18 protein-coding genes are annotated in these 15,889 nt (G+C 62.1%); 9 read left to right on the forward strand and 9 right to left on the reverse strand.

The window, feature by feature from the left end; translation table 11 throughout:
* Nucleotides 1-47 precede the first annotated feature (47 nt).
* The gene (locus tag RQI28_RS18490) at nt 48-482 is read left to right on the forward strand and encodes a hypothetical protein (protein WP_311224092.1); all 435 of its coding nucleotides are present in this window, start codon (nt 48-50) and stop codon (nt 480-482) included.
* Nucleotides 483-513: 31 nt separating this feature from the next.
* On the opposite strand, the gene RQI28_RS18495 is transcribed toward RQI28_RS18490, so the two are convergent.
* Entirely contained in the window at nt 514-855 is a 342-nt protein-coding gene (locus RQI28_RS18495; protein WP_311224137.1) for a phosphoadenosine phosphosulfate reductase family protein, read from the reverse strand.
* Nucleotides 856-1,059: 204 nt separating this feature from the next.
* On the opposite strand from RQI28_RS18495, the gene RQI28_RS18500 reads away from it, so the two are divergent.
* Nucleotides 1,060-1,965 carry an alpha/beta hydrolase gene (locus tag RQI28_RS18500; protein WP_311224091.1) on the forward strand — a complete coding sequence of 302 codons (906 nt, stop codon included), beginning with the start codon at nt 1,060-1,062 and terminating at the stop codon, nt 1,963-1,965.
* Here the strand turns inward: RQI28_RS18500 and RQI28_RS18505 are convergent.
* Together RQI28_RS18505 and RQI28_RS18510 are read right to left on the reverse strand one after the other, a co-directional pair.
* Nucleotides 1,921-2,733 carry an alpha/beta hydrolase gene (locus RQI28_RS18505; RefSeq protein ID WP_311224090.1) on the reverse strand — a complete coding sequence of 271 codons (813 nt, stop codon included), beginning with the start codon at nt 2,731-2,733 and terminating at the stop codon, nt 1,921-1,923. The two genes, RQI28_RS18500 and RQI28_RS18505, sit on opposite strands and share 45 nt — an antisense overlap.
* A 31-nt stretch (nt 2,734-2,764) precedes the next feature.
* Nucleotides 2,765-3,787 carry a M14 family zinc carboxypeptidase gene (locus RQI28_RS18510; protein ID WP_404976942.1) on the reverse strand — a complete coding sequence of 341 codons (1,023 nt, stop codon included), beginning with the start codon at nt 3,785-3,787 and terminating at the stop codon, nt 2,765-2,767.
* A gap of 158 nt (nt 3,788-3,945) precedes the next feature.
* On the opposite strand from RQI28_RS18510, the gene RQI28_RS18515 reads away from it, so the two are divergent.
* The 3 genes from RQI28_RS18515 to RQI28_RS18525 all read left to right on the forward strand — a co-directional run bounded on the left by RQI28_RS18515 (nt 3,946) and on the right by RQI28_RS18525 (nt 5,899).
* Nucleotides 3,946-4,110 carry a hypothetical protein gene (locus RQI28_RS18515; protein ID WP_311224088.1) on the forward strand — a complete coding sequence of 55 codons (165 nt, stop codon included), beginning with the start codon at nt 3,946-3,948 and terminating at the stop codon, nt 4,108-4,110.
* Between the two features lie 133 nt (nt 4,111-4,243).
* Complete coding sequence (locus tag RQI28_RS18520; RefSeq protein ID WP_311224087.1) at nt 4,244-5,455, forward strand: SPOR domain-containing protein; 1,212 nt, start codon at nt 4,244-4,246, stop codon at nt 5,453-5,455.
* Between the two features lie 114 nt (nt 5,456-5,569).
* Nucleotides 5,570-5,899: an I78 family peptidase inhibitor gene (locus RQI28_RS18525; RefSeq protein WP_311224086.1), complete on the forward strand. Its 330-nt coding sequence runs from the start codon at nt 5,570-5,572 to the stop codon at nt 5,897-5,899.
* Between the two features lie 24 nt (nt 5,900-5,923).
* Here the strand turns inward: RQI28_RS18525 and hemW are convergent, their stop codons facing one another.
* The 5 genes from hemW to RQI28_RS18550 all read right to left on the reverse strand — a co-directional run bounded on the left by hemW (nt 5,924) and on the right by RQI28_RS18550 (nt 10,605).
* A complete protein-coding gene (gene hemW, locus RQI28_RS18530) occupies nt 5,924-7,168 on the reverse strand; it encodes a radical SAM family heme chaperone HemW (RefSeq protein WP_404976943.1) in 1,245 nt (414 codons plus the stop codon).
* Nucleotides 7,169-7,189: 21 nt separating this feature from the next.
* Entirely contained in the window at nt 7,190-7,789 is a 600-nt protein-coding gene (rdgB, locus tag RQI28_RS18535) for an RdgB/HAM1 family non-canonical purine NTP pyrophosphatase (protein ID WP_311224084.1), read from the reverse strand.
* A 45-nt stretch (nt 7,790-7,834) separates the two neighbouring features.
* Nucleotides 7,835-8,581, reverse strand: a complete 747-nt coding sequence (rph, locus tag RQI28_RS18540) for a ribonuclease PH (RefSeq protein WP_311224083.1) — start codon at nt 8,579-8,581, stop codon at nt 7,835-7,837.
* A 99-nt stretch (nt 8,582-8,680) separates the two neighbouring features.
* On the reverse strand, nt 8,681-9,592 hold the full coding sequence (locus RQI28_RS18545) for a serine/threonine-protein phosphatase (protein WP_311224082.1): 912 nt from the start codon (nt 9,590-9,592) through the stop codon (nt 8,681-8,683).
* The gene (locus tag RQI28_RS18550; protein WP_311224081.1) at nt 9,589-10,605 is read right to left on the reverse strand and encodes a serine/threonine-protein kinase; all 1,017 of its coding nucleotides are present in this window, start codon (nt 10,603-10,605) and stop codon (nt 9,589-9,591) included. Before RQI28_RS18550 ends, RQI28_RS18545 begins: the two co-directional genes overlap by 4 nt.
* 75 nt (nt 10,606-10,680) lie before the next feature.
* Here RQI28_RS18550 and RQI28_RS18555 point away from each other — a divergent pair, with 75 nt between their 5' ends.
* The 4 genes from RQI28_RS18555 to RQI28_RS18570 all read left to right on the forward strand — a co-directional run bounded on the left by RQI28_RS18555 (nt 10,681) and on the right by RQI28_RS18570 (nt 14,844).
* On the forward strand, nt 10,681-11,589 hold the full coding sequence (locus RQI28_RS18555) for a YicC/YloC family endoribonuclease (RefSeq protein ID WP_311224080.1): 909 nt from the start codon (nt 10,681-10,683) through the stop codon (nt 11,587-11,589).
* A 37-nt stretch (nt 11,590-11,626) separates the two neighbouring features.
* Nucleotides 11,627-12,247 carry a guanylate kinase gene (gmk, locus tag RQI28_RS18560; RefSeq protein ID WP_311224079.1) on the forward strand — a complete coding sequence of 207 codons (621 nt, stop codon included), beginning with the start codon at nt 11,627-11,629 and terminating at the stop codon, nt 12,245-12,247.
* A gap of 21 nt (nt 12,248-12,268) precedes the next feature.
* Nucleotides 12,269-12,472 (forward strand): DNA-directed RNA polymerase subunit omega, encoded by a 204-nt coding sequence (gene rpoZ / locus RQI28_RS18565; protein WP_311224078.1) that lies wholly within the window; start codon nt 12,269-12,271, stop codon nt 12,470-12,472.
* A 101-nt stretch (nt 12,473-12,573) separates the two neighbouring features.
* On the forward strand, nt 12,574-14,844 hold the full coding sequence (locus RQI28_RS18570) for a bifunctional (p)ppGpp synthetase/guanosine-3',5'-bis(diphosphate) 3'-pyrophosphohydrolase (protein WP_311224077.1): 2,271 nt from the start codon (nt 12,574-12,576) through the stop codon (nt 14,842-14,844).
* A 29-nt stretch (nt 14,845-14,873) separates the two neighbouring features.
* Here the strand turns inward: RQI28_RS18570 and greB are convergent, their stop codons facing one another.
* Complete coding sequence (greB, locus tag RQI28_RS18575) at nt 14,874-15,452, reverse strand: transcription elongation factor GreB (protein WP_311224076.1); 579 nt, start codon at nt 15,450-15,452, stop codon at nt 14,874-14,876.
* Between the last annotated feature and the right edge of the window lie 437 nt (nt 15,453-15,889).

The raw sequence follows: 15,889 nt of genomic DNA on the forward strand, positions 1-15,889 counted from the left end.
GACATTCAACACCCCCCCTACGATCAGTGGGCACCAAGGAGGCGCTGATGATCAAGGTCTACGTGGACACGGGCGGCGAGATGCCGGGGTTGAAGCGCCTCAGGGCGAAGGGGCTAGCGGAGTCCGTGCACTTCCCTTACGAGCAGCGCCTCAACCGCATCGACAACACAGCTCACCCATCTAAGCTGACCTGGGGAGGCAGTGCCGCCTCTTGGTCAGACTTGGAAGGAGCATCCTGGGATGACACTGGGGAGAGCCCCATGCATGCCGCAATCGCCAAAGTAATCGGGCCTCACAACAAGGCAGACGTTCAGCACCTCGCCTCCGCGCATGACGCCGGGTGCGACGCAATGCTCACCTCAGACAAGGGCGACATATGGCGGCACTGCGGCGAGTTGCATGCGCTGCTCGGCATCCGCGTATTTCATTCGTCAACTGAGTGGGCCGACTTCTCGGCCTTATGCGAGAACAAGGCTCCATAGCCACGCAGCCTCTCGTGATCCCTTGGGCGAGTCAAGTCGTTGCGGTCGGAGCCACCTCCTTCACGATGCCCAGTTTCGCCCTGAGAGCATTAACCGCAGAACGGATTCTCTCCGCCCCTTCTCGGGCTTCAGTTGCGGCAGCAACTTCATCGATGTGATATCCCACGCGCGTCATTCCTTGACGATAGAGCGGTTTCGGCTCGATGCCGTAGGGCTGCGCGAGCGCGAAGACCTGGGCCGCGATCCACTCCACGAGGGGGCGGAAATTCCAGAACCCCGGTGCCGTGCGTTCGGCTTTCTTCGCAGCCCTGCGATTCAGTGACTCATCCCGGCGTACGCCCTGCCAGCTCATGACCCTGTGGCCGCCTTTCAGCGTTGCTCATTTGATCAATCGGTGTGCGGCACCTTGCGTGAAAACACAACTCAAGCGATGAATAAAGGTCTCTGAAAGGCTGCATTTATTGCCTAGGGAAACTCCTTAAGCCGCCTCGGAAGGCATCGTGATTTTTGGATCACGAACAGGCCGTGTTGGAGGCGTGGTATGTCTTTTGCAGTTCCAAGCCACAAAGGAACTGCCATGTCTGCCCAACAGCTTCAGGCCATCTTGCAAATGGCTGCGCAAAATCTGCCCCCACCCGCCGCAAGCCCTGCTCAATTGCGCGCGTGGTTTGACGCCAGCAATTCGCAGATGCCTGCGGCACACGGACTCTCCACCCAGACGCTTCATATACCCAATGCGGCCGGTGGCACCATGGCGGCAGAGTGGTGCAGCACGCCGCAAGCCGATCCGCGCCGACTCATCATCTACTTCCACGCGGGCGGATTTGTATTCGGCTCGCTGGCGTCCCATCGAACGTTGTGCTCATATCTGTCACAGTTCAGTGGTGCCTGTGTACTGAACGTGGACTATCGCCTAGCGCCCGAACATGCGGCGCCTGCTGCGCACGAAGATGCTTTTGCAGCCTATCGGTGGGCGCTGGACAAGGGGTATGCCGCCGCAGCGACAGCCTTGGCAGGCGACTCTGCCGGCGGGAATCTGGCTCTGTCTACCGCGGTGCGCGCACGCGATGGGGGCTTGCCCTTGCCGGCGGCCATCGTGGCGCTCTCCCCAGCGCTTGATCTTGCGTCCTCAGGCGAGTCGCATCACACAGTGAATGACCCGTTCATCACGCGTGAGCTGATGGATTTTTTCAATGCCATGTACGCAGGAAGCGGCGATCTGCGCTCACCCACCATCACCCCGTTCTACGGATCGCAGTTGCACGGCCTGCCACCAGTCCAGTTGCAGGTGGGAAGTCTGGAGCGCCTGCGCGACGACTCCGTGACCATGGCCGAGCGACTGAAAGCGGCAGGCGTCGAGGTGGATTGCACGGTATGGGAGGGCATGGTTCACTGCTGGCAGCTGTTTGCTCCTGCACTCGATGAGGCACTTGCATCACTACGGCAGGCGGGTGAATTCATTGCCGCACACCAACGCGGTTGAGTCCAAGGCCGACAGCCACTGGCTGATTCTGGTCACCACCCATTCGGGCGCATCCAACGGCAAGTCATGTCCGGCAGCAGGGTGTTTTTCAGCGGCGCACGACCATGCGGACGCGATGGCTGCAGAGCACCGTGAATTCACCAAGCCGTCTCTTTGGCCGCTGAGCAGTAGAACCGGCACGGCTGGTGTTTTGGATGCCGGGTGATAACGCGCTGCGGCAACAAGTTGCCGCAGCGCGTTGGCTCGGGAAACCGGCCGCGCGGTGCGAATGGCGGCCCAACGAGACACATTGCTCACCAGAAAATCATCGCTCCTGCTCGTCAGGCGGTGGATCAACGTTTCCGCCGTTGCCGCTTGTCCCCACACCAGCGCGAGATGCAAAAGCTCCAGATAACTGCGTGGACGAAGTCGATGGTAGAAAGGACTGTAGGGCCGCAAGCTGGTGTTGAGCAGCACGCATGCCGCAAGTTCATCGGGGGAGCGATGCATCCATTCAACCGCGACCATCCCGCCCAACGACATGGCAAGCACATGAAATGGCGGCCTCAAGCCCGCCGCCGCCACTTGCGCCCGGCACGCATCAAGCATCTGCGGCACGGTGCGCGGGCTCGGCATATGACTGAGCGAACCATTTCCAGGGAGATCGATGGGCAATACCACACTTGCCTCACCCAGCACCTGATGCAATCTGACAGGGAAGTCGCCCCAGTGAGATACCTCCCTGGTGAGCCCTCGAAGCAGGATCCATGTGGTCCTTCGATATGTCATGGCGCGCAGTTCCCGCTGACTGTGCGGCGCATCAGTACCAGGCAGCCAACGCCGCCGCACGGCGTGCTTCCTGCGCGCTGGCACCAGGAACCCATTCGCGGTAGCCGCAAGCGGCACGCGGCAGAAAATCCAGCAGGGCCAGATGCTGACGCAGCACGCGCTGCTGCCGGTGGTCGATGAGCGGATTGAACATGCCAGAACGGCTGAAGAGTTGCAGCGGGTTCTTCTTGATCCAGAGCCATGAGCCCATCTCCAGCGTCAGCGGCAGAAAGATGCGCCCGGGCTCTTCGCAAGCGCGCATGTACAAGTGATCCCACAGATCACCGTGCGCCAGATAGTTCAGGCTTTGCGGCTCGATGAGGTAGCGGTGGTTGCTGTAGGCCTGCATGAAGACTTCCTGCAGCGCATGCAACTCCCCCAGGTGCTTGATAGGTTCGCGCGTGTGGGCGAACGGAAACCACAACCGATCGGTCAGCCCGAAACCGGAATGGCAATCCAGCGCCAAGCTGAACTGGCGCGACAGCAATTCGGTTTCCACCACCTCGCAAAGGGCCTGGCTTTCCGCTTCCATGGGCGCGCCTGCCTGCCCGCAAAACCACGGCAGGCGCGGGCTGATACGTTGCCCACCGATGAGAAACGGCACGCGGTCGTCGGCAGCAACGGGGGCGTTGCGCATCAAGTCCACGCCATGTGGGTTGGCGCGCGTAGACCACCGCATACCACCGGGGTTGACGATGGGCATGAAAACCAGCCGCACCTCTTCCAGCTGCCGGTGCAAAAGTCCGTCCCAGCGCAGCCGGTTCACCACGTTCTGCAAATAGGCGATGACGACCTGAGCGCCAATGCGCTCCAGGCCGTGGACTCCGCCAAAAAAGCCAACTGCAGGTGCGTCGGGAGCGTCGCTTCCCATGCAAATGGCATAGAGCGGCAGATCCGGCCCCGGCGGCGCAGCGATGGAGCGCAACATGCGAACCTGCAAGTGCGACGCCCCCTGCTCGATGATGCGTTCCAACGCAATCAGTTCTGGCAACAAAGGAGCATTCACGGGTGGCAGAAAGTTAGCGAACCGGTCAGAACAAGAAGAGCGGCAATGGTCATCAGGCCTACCCAGAATAGCCCGGGTTGGCCCCTTCCATGCCATGGCCTACGCAGCTGCGGGGTCACTGGCCGCGGACTTCAAACTGACATGAAAGCCGTGCAAGCTTCTGCCGCATGGCGACTTATGTTTCTCACCGCAAACCCTCGGTCAAACGTCGGCTCATCGCTGCCGGCGCCATCTGCATGGGCATGGCGGCAGGCTTGCTGGAGTGCATTGCGCTGCTGCGCTCGCAGCGGCTGGCGCGCGGCGGCAGCACAGCGAATCTTCCTTGGCATTGATACAGGCTGCGCCGCCTCGACTTTGGCGAGGCGCACTGAACTAAAGATGGCGACCGTGTCTGGGCCGGGACAAGAAATCGCAAGCCAGGCGAAACCTGCCCGCAGCGGGCGGCCGCATGCCAGAATTTAGGCCATGCAAGCCCATACCGCCTACGTGGCCCAGGCCGCCGCAGTGCAGGCGCCGCGCCCCCCTGAAAACGTCGCCATGCCGACGCTGTACCGTGCTGCGCTCGGCTCGCAGCACGCAGAGCGCTATCTGGTCTTCTTCCAGCGTCAGGACGACGCGGGCCGCACCTTGCCGGGATGGAACGCCGCAGCGGCTTTCTTCACGCTGGGCTGGATGGTGTTTCGGCAGTTATGGGCGCCAGCCCTGGTCTATGTGGCCGCTCTGGAAGGCGTGGCGCTGCTGCTGTTCGCGCTGGGCCATCAGTGGCTGGCTTTGCCACTGCCCATTCTGGGTGGAGTGGCGCTGGCATTCTTTGGTGCAGCCTGCGTATTGCCCGGCCTGTATGGCGACGCGGCGATGCACGCGGAAGTGCGCAAGAAGATCACACGTGCGCTGTCGGCTTCGGCCAACCTGCCCCAGGCCGCCGAGTTGCTGGCACGTCAGGCGCCCCCACGGCGGCGGCTGGCCTGGGTGGTGGGCGTGCATGTGGCACTGGCGATTGCGGCACTGTCGCTGTGGCTGGCTTTTCCCGCCAGCTTCCGACCGGACTCGGGAATCGGTGTGGCAAGCCAGCAAACTCCGGTACCCGCAGCGCCAACCTCGTCTGCAGCGGCCACAGCGGCAGCCCCCACTTCAACATCCATTGCGGCAGCTCCATCATCCGCTTCGGACGAAACACCAGAAGCACTGTCATCGGCGGCAACGATGGCAAGCGCGCCGGCCCCCTTGCCACCGAGTTCGACGGCGGTGCCAGCGCCCGCTGCCGCACCGCTGCCCGGCGCTGCTGAGCGAACAGCACCGGCCAGTTCAGTAGCTACCACGTCATCCGCAGCCCGGCCCAGCCGCAGCGAGCCCATGAACCGCACAACAACACGCCCCAGCGCCGTAGCCGTCGGCACGGCACGTGCCAAGGCCAGCGCCGCCGCCGCGCCGGCCGAGCCGCCGCGCCGCCAGCTCTATATCAATGCCGGCCTCTTCGGCGACGCTGACAACGCACGCCGGGCGCATGCCATGCTGCGCGAAGCCGGACTGCCCGCCTCGACTACACAGGTCAAATCGAGCAGCGGACGCACGCTGACTCGCGTGCGCGCCGGCCCGTTCGCGTCGACCTCGGAGGCCAACGCAGCCGTGGCGCAAGTCCAGCTGCTGGGGCTGGAGGCAGCACCCGCACAGAAGTGATGCGGCGGCCGGTGGGCTCACCGCCTCGCCGGGCTCGTTACCACTGGTGACGGCGGCCGACAAGCGCTGCGCTAAGGTCACCCCTTTGTCCTGATGATCACGGAGCAGATTTCCATGCGTTTTTCACCCACGGCTTTCCCCCTCGCCGCGCTGGCCCTGTTGGCGGGCTGTTCCTCGACGGGCCCCTTCGGCACGCCCAGTTCCCAGCCCGTGTTGGGTGGATCCACCGCGCCGGTGGGCGGGCTGTGCGACGCGCAGCCTGCGCAGTCGTTCGTGGGCCAGAACAGCACGGCCAAGGTGGTGGAAGACGCACGCGTCAAGTCAGGCGCGAACATGGCGCGCGTGCTGCGGCCGGGCCAGATGATCACCAAGGAATACAGCACCCAGCGGCTGAATCTGGAGGTGGATGCCACTGGCCGCATCGTGGCGGTGCGCTGCGGCTGACAACTCCAGCGCAGGCGGCGCCGCTCAGTCTGCGAGAAACAGCTCCTGCAGATCGCTGAGAAAGTCGAAGCCGCGCTCGGTGGGCCGCACATGGCCCGCCTCACGTGTAATCAGCCCCTTGCGCTCGGCCTCGTCCAACCCCCGGCCAATGGCAGTCTGCGGCAGGCCTGTGCGTTCCATGAACTGCTGCAACGCAAAGCCCTCCCGCAGGCGCAGCGCGTTCAGCATGTATTCGAATGGCAAGTCGGTGCGGCGCACGTCCGCATCTTGCGCGATGGCGTGGCCCGCCAGCGCACCGTCCATGTAGCGGCGCGGATCGCGCAGCCGCACCTGCCGCACGATGCGATGCGCGAAGCTCAGCTTGCTGTGCGCGCCCGCCCCGATGCCCAGATAGTCGCCGTACTGCCAGTAGTTGGTGTTGTGCACGCACGCATGGCCGCTTTGGGCATAGGCGGACACCTCGTAGCGCTGCATGCCCGCCGCGCCGGTCAGCTCGGTAATGCGGTCGAGCATGGCGTAGGCCAGGTCGTCTTCCGGCACGGCCGGCGGGTACTTGGCGAAGTAGGTGTTGGGCTCGATGGTCAGGTGGTAGATGGAAATGTGCGGCGGTGACAGCGCCAGTGCGGTGCGCATGTCCTGCTCCAAGTCGGCCATCGTCTGCCCGGGCAGCGCATACATGATGTCGAGATTGAAGGTGTCGAACGCGTCGCGCGCCTCTTCGACCGCGGCCAGCGCCTGGGCGCTGTCGTGCACGCGGCCCAGCGCCTGCAGAAAGCGGTCGTCGAAGCTCTGCACACCGACGGACAGCCGTGTGACGCCAGCCGCCCGGTAGGCGCGGAAACGGTCTTTTTCGAAGGTGCCGGGGTTGGCCTCCAGCGTGATCTCGCAATTGGCCTCCAGCCGCAGCCGGGCGCGCAGGTCGCCCAGCAGCCGGTCGATGGAGCGTGGCGAGAACAGGCTGGGCGTGCCTCCGCCAATGAAGATGCTGTGCACCGTGCGGCCCCAGATCAGCGGCAGCGCGGCCTCCAGGTCGGCCATCAGCGCATCGAGATAACGCTCTTCGGGCAGCGCGTCTGCGCCGGCGCGCGCCTCGTGCGAATTGAAGTCGCAGTACGGGCATTTCTTCAGGCACCACGGCAAGTGCACGTACAGCGACAGCGGCGGCAGGCTGGACAGTTGCAGCAGCCCCGGGCGCATGTAGTGCAGCACGCCCTGCAACGCGGCAGGCTCGCCCTCGGCGACAGGGCCTTCGGAAGCAATGATGGGAATGGACACGTGCGAAGCCCCGACTTAGAACCAGCGCTCGCGCATCAGCGCCAGCATCTGCTGCGCACTGCGGCCACGATGGCTATGGGCATTTTTTACGTCCACGGGCAACTCGGCAAAGGTGGCGCCGAATTCGGGAATGAACATGATCGGATCGAAACCGAAGCCATTGCTGCCGCGACGCTCGCTCGAGATTTCGCCGGCCACGCGGCCGACGGCGATGAGTGGCTCCGGGTCTTGCGGGCTGCGGACCGCTACCAAGGTGCTGACCATGGCGGCACGGCGGTCGTCGATACCGGCCATCTGCTCTAGCAAGGCACGCACGTTGGTGTCGTCGCCCTTTTCGTAGCCGAACTGCGTGGCGTAATGCGCCGTCTGCACACCCGGCAGACCGCCGAAGGCGTGCACGCACAGGCCGGCGTCGTCGGCCAGCGCGGGCAGGCCGGTGTGCTGCGCGGCAAAGCGGGCCTTGGCCAGGGCGTTTTCCACGAAGGTGTGGAAGGGCTCTTCCGCCTCGCCTACGCCGAGGTCAGCCTGCCGCACCAGTTCGACGCCCAGCGGCGCCAGCATGGATTGCAGTTCGGCCAGCTTGCCGCGGTTGTTGGATGCGAGAACAAGTTTCATAGTCAAATAGGCCTCTAGCGCTTTACCATCAAGCGTCAGTAGCTATTATTTCAATAGCGATTGCTGCTGCAGCACTACCAGATCGGCCACGCCCTTTTCGGCCAGCGCCAGCAGGCGGTCCATCTCCTGGCGCGAGAAAGCCGCGCCCTCGGCCGTGCCCTGCACCTCCACGAAGTGGCCCACCCCATCCTTGTTTATGGTCATGACGACGTTCATGTCGGTGTCGCAGGCCACGTCTTCCACATACTCCAGATCGAGCACCGGTGTCCCCTGCACGATGCCCACCGAGATCGCCGCCAGCGGCGCGGTGATGGGCGACACAGCCAGCTTGCCGGACGCGATCAGCGTGGCGACTGCGTCCTGCGCAGCAACCCAGGCGCCGGTGATGGCGGCCGTGCGCGTGCCGCCGTCGGCCTGGATGACGTCGCAGTCCAGCTGAATCGTGCGCTCGCCCAGCGCCTTGAGGTCGAACACCGCGCGCAGGCTGCGGCCGATGAGGCGCTGGATCTCTTGTGTGCGGCCGTTCTGCTTGCCGCGCGCGGCCTCGCGGTCGCTGCGGGTGTGGGTGGAGCGCGGCAGCATGCCGTATTCCGCCGTCACCCAGCCTTCGCCGCTGCCGCGCTTGTGCGAGGGTACGCGCTCTTCCACCGAGGCGGTGCACAGCACCTTGGTGTTGCCGAATTCAATCAGTACCGATCCCTCGGCATGCATGGTGTAGTGGCGCGTGATGCGCACCGGGCGCAACTGGTCGACGGCGCGGCCGCCGGGGCGAGTGTGTGTAGCGGTGGTCATGAGCGGAATCTTTAAAAGAGAAAAGGACGGGATCGCTGCCGTGCGCGCCCTTGGCGAGCACCGCGCCTCCTGAAGACGCACGGCAAGGCGCACAGGTTTTCAGGCTCTGCGTGCAGCCGAGCGCCGGATGGCCTCGTTGATCTCCGCAATCGAGCGCTCAATCGCCTCGTCGTCCAGATCGTCTGGATCATCCATAAAGCCGTCGGGCGGGCCGCCCTGGATGGTGGAGGCGAACACGTCGTCGCTGATGCCGTCGGTGCTGATGCCCTGCGTGGAATCGAAGGTGTCCGGCGTTTCCCATTCCATGGCGACGACAGTCACGTTGTCGCTGGAGCTGCCGGCTTTGCGCAGCGCATCTTCGACCAGATCGGGCACCGAGCTGGAAACGGGCTGGCGCCCGAGCTGGCGCGCGATGTCGGCGTCTTCCAGCGTGCCCCACAGGCCGTCGGAACACAGCAGCATGCGGTCGCCCTGCTCCAGCACGATGGGGCCGGCAATGTCGTAGATCGGTTTGGTGGGAGAGCCCAGGCAGGTGAACAGCACATTGCGGTTGACGTGTTCCAGCGCAGGTACCGGCGCGTTGCGCAGCTCAAGATAGGAATGGTCGCGCGTGCGCGTGAGCAATTCGCCACCGCGTACCAGATACAGGCGCGAATCGCCGCAGTGAATCCAGCAGGCCCGGCCGGCCTGCACCACGGCCGCCACCAGCGTGGTGCGGGGCGTGTCGATCATGCCGCGGTCGCTGGCATAGCGCAGCACCTGGTGGTGTGCGGCCAGCAAGGCTGACGAGAGGAATTCCTGTACGTCGGCCAGCGCAGGCTTGGCCTCACGCTGAAACAGAGCAGATACCGTCTGGATGGCGATCTGCGCGGCGACTTCGCCTTCGGGATGGCCGCCCATGCCGTCGGCCAGCACGAACAGGCCCGATTCCCGCGTGTAGCAATAGCCCATGCGGTCCTCGTTCTTTTCGCGACCGCCGCGCCGGCTGATCTGAAAAACCGAGAACTTCATTTCGGCTTTCCACCGATGCGGGTCGCCTCGCCCATTTTCTGCACGTTCTTCTTGGTGTCGGCCACCAGGGTGTCGAGCTGCAGGCGCATCTTTTCGCCCATACTGAGCTTGGTATAGCGGCGCTCGCCTTCACGGCTGAGTTCCTTTTGCAGCGCGAACACCGACTGCGGGCGCGAGAGCGGATCGAGCGCCATGCACCATTCGACGACTTCGATCAGATTGTCGGAATAGACGCCGCGCAGTTTGGTGAGCGACAGGGCCAGACGATCCTTGTCGGTGCGCTGCGGCGCCTCGTTCGGCGGAAAACCCTGCATGCAGGCGTAGATGCAGGCGCCGATGGCATAGATGTCGGTCCAAGGGCCCATCTGCGAATCACGCCGGTACATCTCGGGCGCCGCGAAGCCGGGCGTGTACATAGGGCGAATGAAGTTGCCTTCTTTGGAAAGCACCTCGCGCGCCGCGCCGAAGTCGATCAACACCGCCTTGTTGTCGTCGGTGATGAAGATGTTGGCCGGTTTGATATCCAGATGCAGCATCTTGTGCTGGTGCACGATGCGCAAGCCACGCAGCACCTCGTCAAACAGCGAACGGATGGTGGATTCGCGGAAAACCTTCTGGGTCTTCAAATCGCGGGCCGTGATGATGAAGTCCTGCAGGGTGGCACCCTCCAGGTAGTTCATCACCATGTAGACGGTTTCGTTCTCGCGAAAGAAATTCAGCACGCTCACCACGGAGGCATGCGAAATCTGGGCGAGGGAGCGGCCCTCTTCGAAAAAGCTCTTGAGCCCCAGGCGGTAGAGCGACAGCTTCTCGGGCGGCACCTTGGGCAGCAACTCGCCAGGCTCGCGCGTGGCCAGTGATGACGGAAGGTATTCTTTGATGGCGACCTGCTGGCCGTCGGGGTCGGTGGCCAGATAGACCACGCCAAAGCCGCCGGCAGACACGCGCCTGATGACGCGGTATCCGCCAATAGAGGTTTCAGGGGGCAAGGGTGCCGGCTTGATCTTTGACATATTCTGCGAAGAAGACTCGGGCACGAAACGGAACCGGGATAATCGCCTTTTTTGCAAGCAACCACCGAAAGTCCCATGGCAGTTTACAGCATGACCGGATACGCCAGCGCCCAGCACGGCGCCTCTGTGGCGGGCGCCGAATCCGAGGCGCTCACGCGCCGCCTGGGTCTGGAAATCCGCTCCGTCAACAGCCGTTTTCTGGACTTGTCGTTCCGGTTGTCCGACGAGCTTCGCTCCCAGGAACCGGCCCTGCGCGCCCTGCTGACCGCCAAGCTCAAGCGGGGCAAGGTCGAGGTGCGCGCCTTCATTGAAAACGCTGATGCGGGCACCCTGCCCGACCCGGCGCCACGCCTGCTGCAGCGGCTCAATAGCCTGCAAGACGCGGTGAAAGCCTGGCTGCCTGAGGCAGCACCGCTCAGCGTGGCAGACGCCCTGCGCCTTTGCTCCAACATTTCAAGTTCTTCGGAAGATTGGGCGCAAGCAGTGCCCGCACTGGCCGACCAAACATTGAAAGAGTTGCTGGCCGCACGTGAGCGCGAAGGCAAGCGCCTGGCCACCATGCTGCAGGATCGCCTGGGGCAGTTGCGGGCATTGTCCCAACAAGCAGTGCCGTTGGTGCCGCAACTGGTCGAACAGCAACGCCAGCGGTTTCTGGAGCGCTGGAGCGAAGCGCTCGGCGCGGCTGAAGGCAATGTGAACGCCGAAGCCGCACGAGACCGCGCGCTGACCGAGGCCACCGCCTTCGCCATCCGCATCGACGTGGCCGAAGAAGTCACACGGCTGCAATCGCATCTGGATGAAATCGAGCGGCTGCTGAAAAAGGGCGGCGAGATCGGCAAGCGCCTGGACTTCCTTATTCAGGAATTGCACCGCGAGGCCAACACACTGGGTTCGAAGTCGGCCGCACTGGAACTGACACGCATCAGCGTGGACATGAAAGTGCTGATCGAGCAGATGCGCGAGCAGGTGCAGAACATCGAGTGATAATTTCAGTTTTGATAGCAGCAAGCGCAGACTCCGTATGGACTATCCCGGAAATCTCTTTGTAGTGGCGGCCCCGAGTGGCGCTGGCAAGTCGAGCCTGGTCAAAGCCTTGCTCGAACTCGATTCGCACGTACAGCCATCGGTGTCGCACACCACGCGCCCGCCCCGGGGGCAGGAAAAGCACGGGCGCGAGTACTTTTTCGCGTCTGACCAGGAATTCGATGCCATGGTCGCGTCCAACGGATTCGTCGAATGGGCCCACGTGCACGGTCGCCGCTACGGCACCTCTCGCAAGGCCATCGAAGAGCGCGTGGCCGAGGGCGCCGATGTGGTGCTGGAAATCGACTTCCAGGGCGCGGTTCTGATCAAGGAAGCCTTTGCGAATGCGGTGCTGATCTTCATCCTGCCGCCGAGCTGGGAAGAACTTCGCTCCCGCCTCGAACGGCGCGGCGAAGACGCTCCGGACATCATTGAGATGCGGCTACAAAACGCAGCGGGTGAGATGGCCCAAGCCTGTAAATTCGACTTCGTTATAATCAACGAGTTATTTGAACGAGCGCTTTTCGATCTGAAAACAATCGTTCATGCCCAGCGTTTGAAGTTTGCGGCGCAGCGGCGAGCCCGCTCCGACACCTTCGAATCGCTCAATATCACCTGATTTCCTTTTTCGAGAACCATCATGGCCCGCATCACTGTTGAAGATTGTCTTGAGAAGATCCCCAACCGCTTTCAGCTGGTGCTGGCTGCCACGTATCGTGCGCGCATGTTGAGCCAAGGCCACGCTCCGAAGATCGAAAGCCGCAACAAGCCGGCTGTGACGGCGCTGCGCGAAATCGCGGAAGGCAAAGTCGGCTTGGAAATGCTGAAAAAAGTACCCGGCTGATCAATGCTCTGGCCACCGGCCGGAATGTCAATAAGCACCGCGATGCGGTGCTTTTTTTTGCGCGGAATGTCTGGTTGCCGATGGCAGGCTACATTTAAGGCATGACTGCGGTGTTGAACAAGCCTTCTGTTTCCCATGGACACCCTGGCAATGGCCAGGGCGGCGCCAGCACTTCTGCAGCCGCCGCCAATGCGGCAGCTGCAAGTTTCGCTGCACTGCTGGACAACCTTGACTATCTGGATGCGGCCAGCATCGAGCAGATCCGGCAGGCGTACCGTTTTGCTGACGAAGCTCATTTGGGCCAGTTGCGCAACAGTGGGGAGCCCTACATCACGCATCCCATTGCCGTTGCAGCGCAGTGCGCGACGTGGAAGCTCGATGCGCAAGCGTTGATGGCTGCATTGCTGCACGATGCAATGGAAGATTGCGGCGTGACCAAGGCCGACTTGATCGACCGCTTCGGAGCCCCGGTGGCTGAACTGGTGGATGGCCTTACCAAACTGGACAAGCTTCAGTTTGATACTCGCGAAGAGAATCAGGCCGAGTCGTTTCGCAAGATGCTGTTGGCCATGGCACGTGACGTGCGGGTCATCCTTGTCAAGCTGGCAGACAGAACGCACAACATGCGCACCCTGTCAGACATGCCCCGCAGCAAGTGGGGCCGCATTTCATCCGAGACACTGGAGATCTACGCACCCATCGCTCACCGCCTGGGACTGAACCAGACCTACCGTGAGCTTCAAGACCTGTCTTTCCGGCATCTGCACCCGTGGCGCTATGCCACGCTCTCCAAAGCCGTCAACAAGGCGCGCAACCGCAGACGTGACATCGTGCAGAGAGTTCAAACCGAAGTTGATGCGGCCTTCTGCCGCATTCACATGAAGGTCCGGCTGGCAGGGCGTGAGAAAACCCTGTATGCCATCTACCAGAAGATGGATTCGAAACACCTGAGCTTTGCGCAGGTCACCGACATCTACGGCTTTCGAGTGATCGTGCCGTCCGTCACCGACTGCTACACCGCGCTGGGTGTACTGCACCAAATGTACAAGCCGGTGCCGGGCCGCTTCAAGGATCACATTGCCATTGCGAAACTCAATGGCTATCAATCGCTGCACACTACCTTGGTGGGCCCGTCTGGCGTCAACATCGAGTTCCAGATGCGCACCGAAGAGATGCACGTCGTAGCCGAAGCGGGAGTGGCAGCCCATTGGCTCTACAAGGCCCAAGACGCCGAAGGCACGGCTGCTGAGCGCATGGGGACGAAGTGGCTACAGTCCTTGCTGGACATTCAGAACGAGACCCGTGACGCGGCTGAGTTCTGGGATCACGTCAAGGTGGATCTTTTCCCTGACGCGGTCTATGTATTCACGCCCAAAAGTCAGATCATGGCTTTGCCAAGAGGCGCGACCGTGGTGGACTTCGCCTATGCGATCCACAGCAATGTCGGTGATCGGACTACCGCAGCCAAGATCAACAATGAGCAGGTACCGCTGCGTACCGAACTCAAGAACGGAGACGTGGTCGAAATCATTACCGCGCCTGTATCCACACCAAATCCAGCGTGGCTGGGCTTCGTGCGAACCGGGCGAGCCCGCTCGAAGATCCGCCACTATCTGAAAACATTGGCGCACACCGAGTCCGCCGGTCTGGGCGAAAAGCTGCTGACGCAGGCCTTGCGCGCAGAAGGCCTGGAACAACTGCCCGACGAACAGAGCAGCCACGCGTTGTGGGAAAAATTGCTGCGCTTCACGGGCAATCGCAGCCGCGTGGAACTGATGACTGACATCGGCCTTGGCAGGCGCATTGCGGGCATTGTCGCCAAGCGGCTTGTCGTTTTGATGTCGGAACACGGACACCGGCCTGACGCGTTGCTACTGACACGCGAGCGCTATAGTTCACATGAAAATCTCTCGCAGGGTGGTGTCACGCTGGACGGCAGTGAGAACGCCTCCGTTCAGTACGCGCATTGCTGTCGCCCAGTACCTGGTGATCCCATCGTGGGCTACCTGGGCAAGGGCGAGGGCCTGGTGGTTCACAACAGCGCATGCAGCGTCGCCAAGAAACTTCAACACCGAGACAGCGAACGTTTCATCACTGTGGATTGGGCAGATGAGCCGACACGCATGTTCGAAACCGGTATCGTCGTCACGGTGTCCAACGGCAAAGGCGTACTTGCGCGCATTGCGGCAGAGCTGGCGAGTTCAGAAGCCGACATCGTGCACGTGGAAATGGACGATGCCGTTGCCATGGATACCACCGACTTGCGGCTGATCGTGGCAGTTCATGATCAAACGCATATGGAATCAGCGCTGCGCAATCTGCGGCGCACGCATGCGGTACTCAGGGCTTTTCGGGTCTTACCGCAAGGTTAGGTTCGGCTGCCCGCATCTCGCCGTAATGCTCACAATGAAGGGGCGGCAGACGTATTGGGGTAGCTCACCGAGATTATCTCCAAGGTGCGCATTCCTCCCGGCGTTTGCAACACAACGGACTCACCTTCTCGGGCCTTGAGTAGCGCACATGCAATTGGTGAAACCCAACTCACCTCCGCATGCATGTTGTCCGCCTCGTCCACTCCAAGAATGGTGATCGTCCGCTCCTGACCTTCGTCGTCTGAATAAGTTACGGTCGCGCCGAAGAAAATCTGATCGCTACCACCGTGCGCGGCAGGGTTCACTACCTCGGCAATTTCCAATCGCTTGGTGAGGAATCGAATGCGCCGGTCTATCTCGCGCAAGCGTTTCTTGCCGTAGAGATAGTCCCCATTTTCTGAGCGGTCGCCGTTGCTGGCCGCCCAATGCACAATATCTACGATCTTCGGCCGCTCATTGTCCATCAGGTTTAGCAGTTCCGTACGTAAACGTAGGTAGCCTGCGGGCGTGATGTAGTTCTTACTCCCCTGCGGCAGTGGGGGCGACGGGAGATCGTCGCTATCGTCCTCTGCTGCAGAGTCGTTTTCTTTGGTAAAGGCTTTACTCATGACTTTGAAGTAGGGCACAACTGCTGTTCACTTTTCCCCTGAAAAAAGCCACCGTAGCCGCAAACTGCCGTGATGCTCGGAATTGCAATGGCTAGCCATTTTTTCTGAGGATCAATGGTGTGGAGGTGGGTCTTGAACAGGCAGATCATCGCCGGGATTCTGAGGAGGATCGTCCACTTCAGGTTGCGGCACCCATTGAGGCGATGGAGGTGCGTCCAGAGGCGGCACAGGCTGGGGCTGGGGGCCTCCGGGCTGCGGAACGGATTGAGACGACAAGGGCTGGGACATGAAAATCCTTTCTATTCACGAACCAGCACAATAACTGCCGGATTCAATTAACCATGCCAGCGAATGCCTCGTTTGATCCGCGAATGTCTCGACGTACGTGACGCACCACCTAATACGCGATATTTCAAAGAACTTGCCTTTCAGCACCT

The sequence above is a fragment of the Acidovorax sp. WCS2018Noco2-16 genome (assembly GCF_031843945.1).
Lineage (GTDB): Bacteria > Pseudomonadota > Gammaproteobacteria > Burkholderiales > Burkholderiaceae_C > Paracidovorax.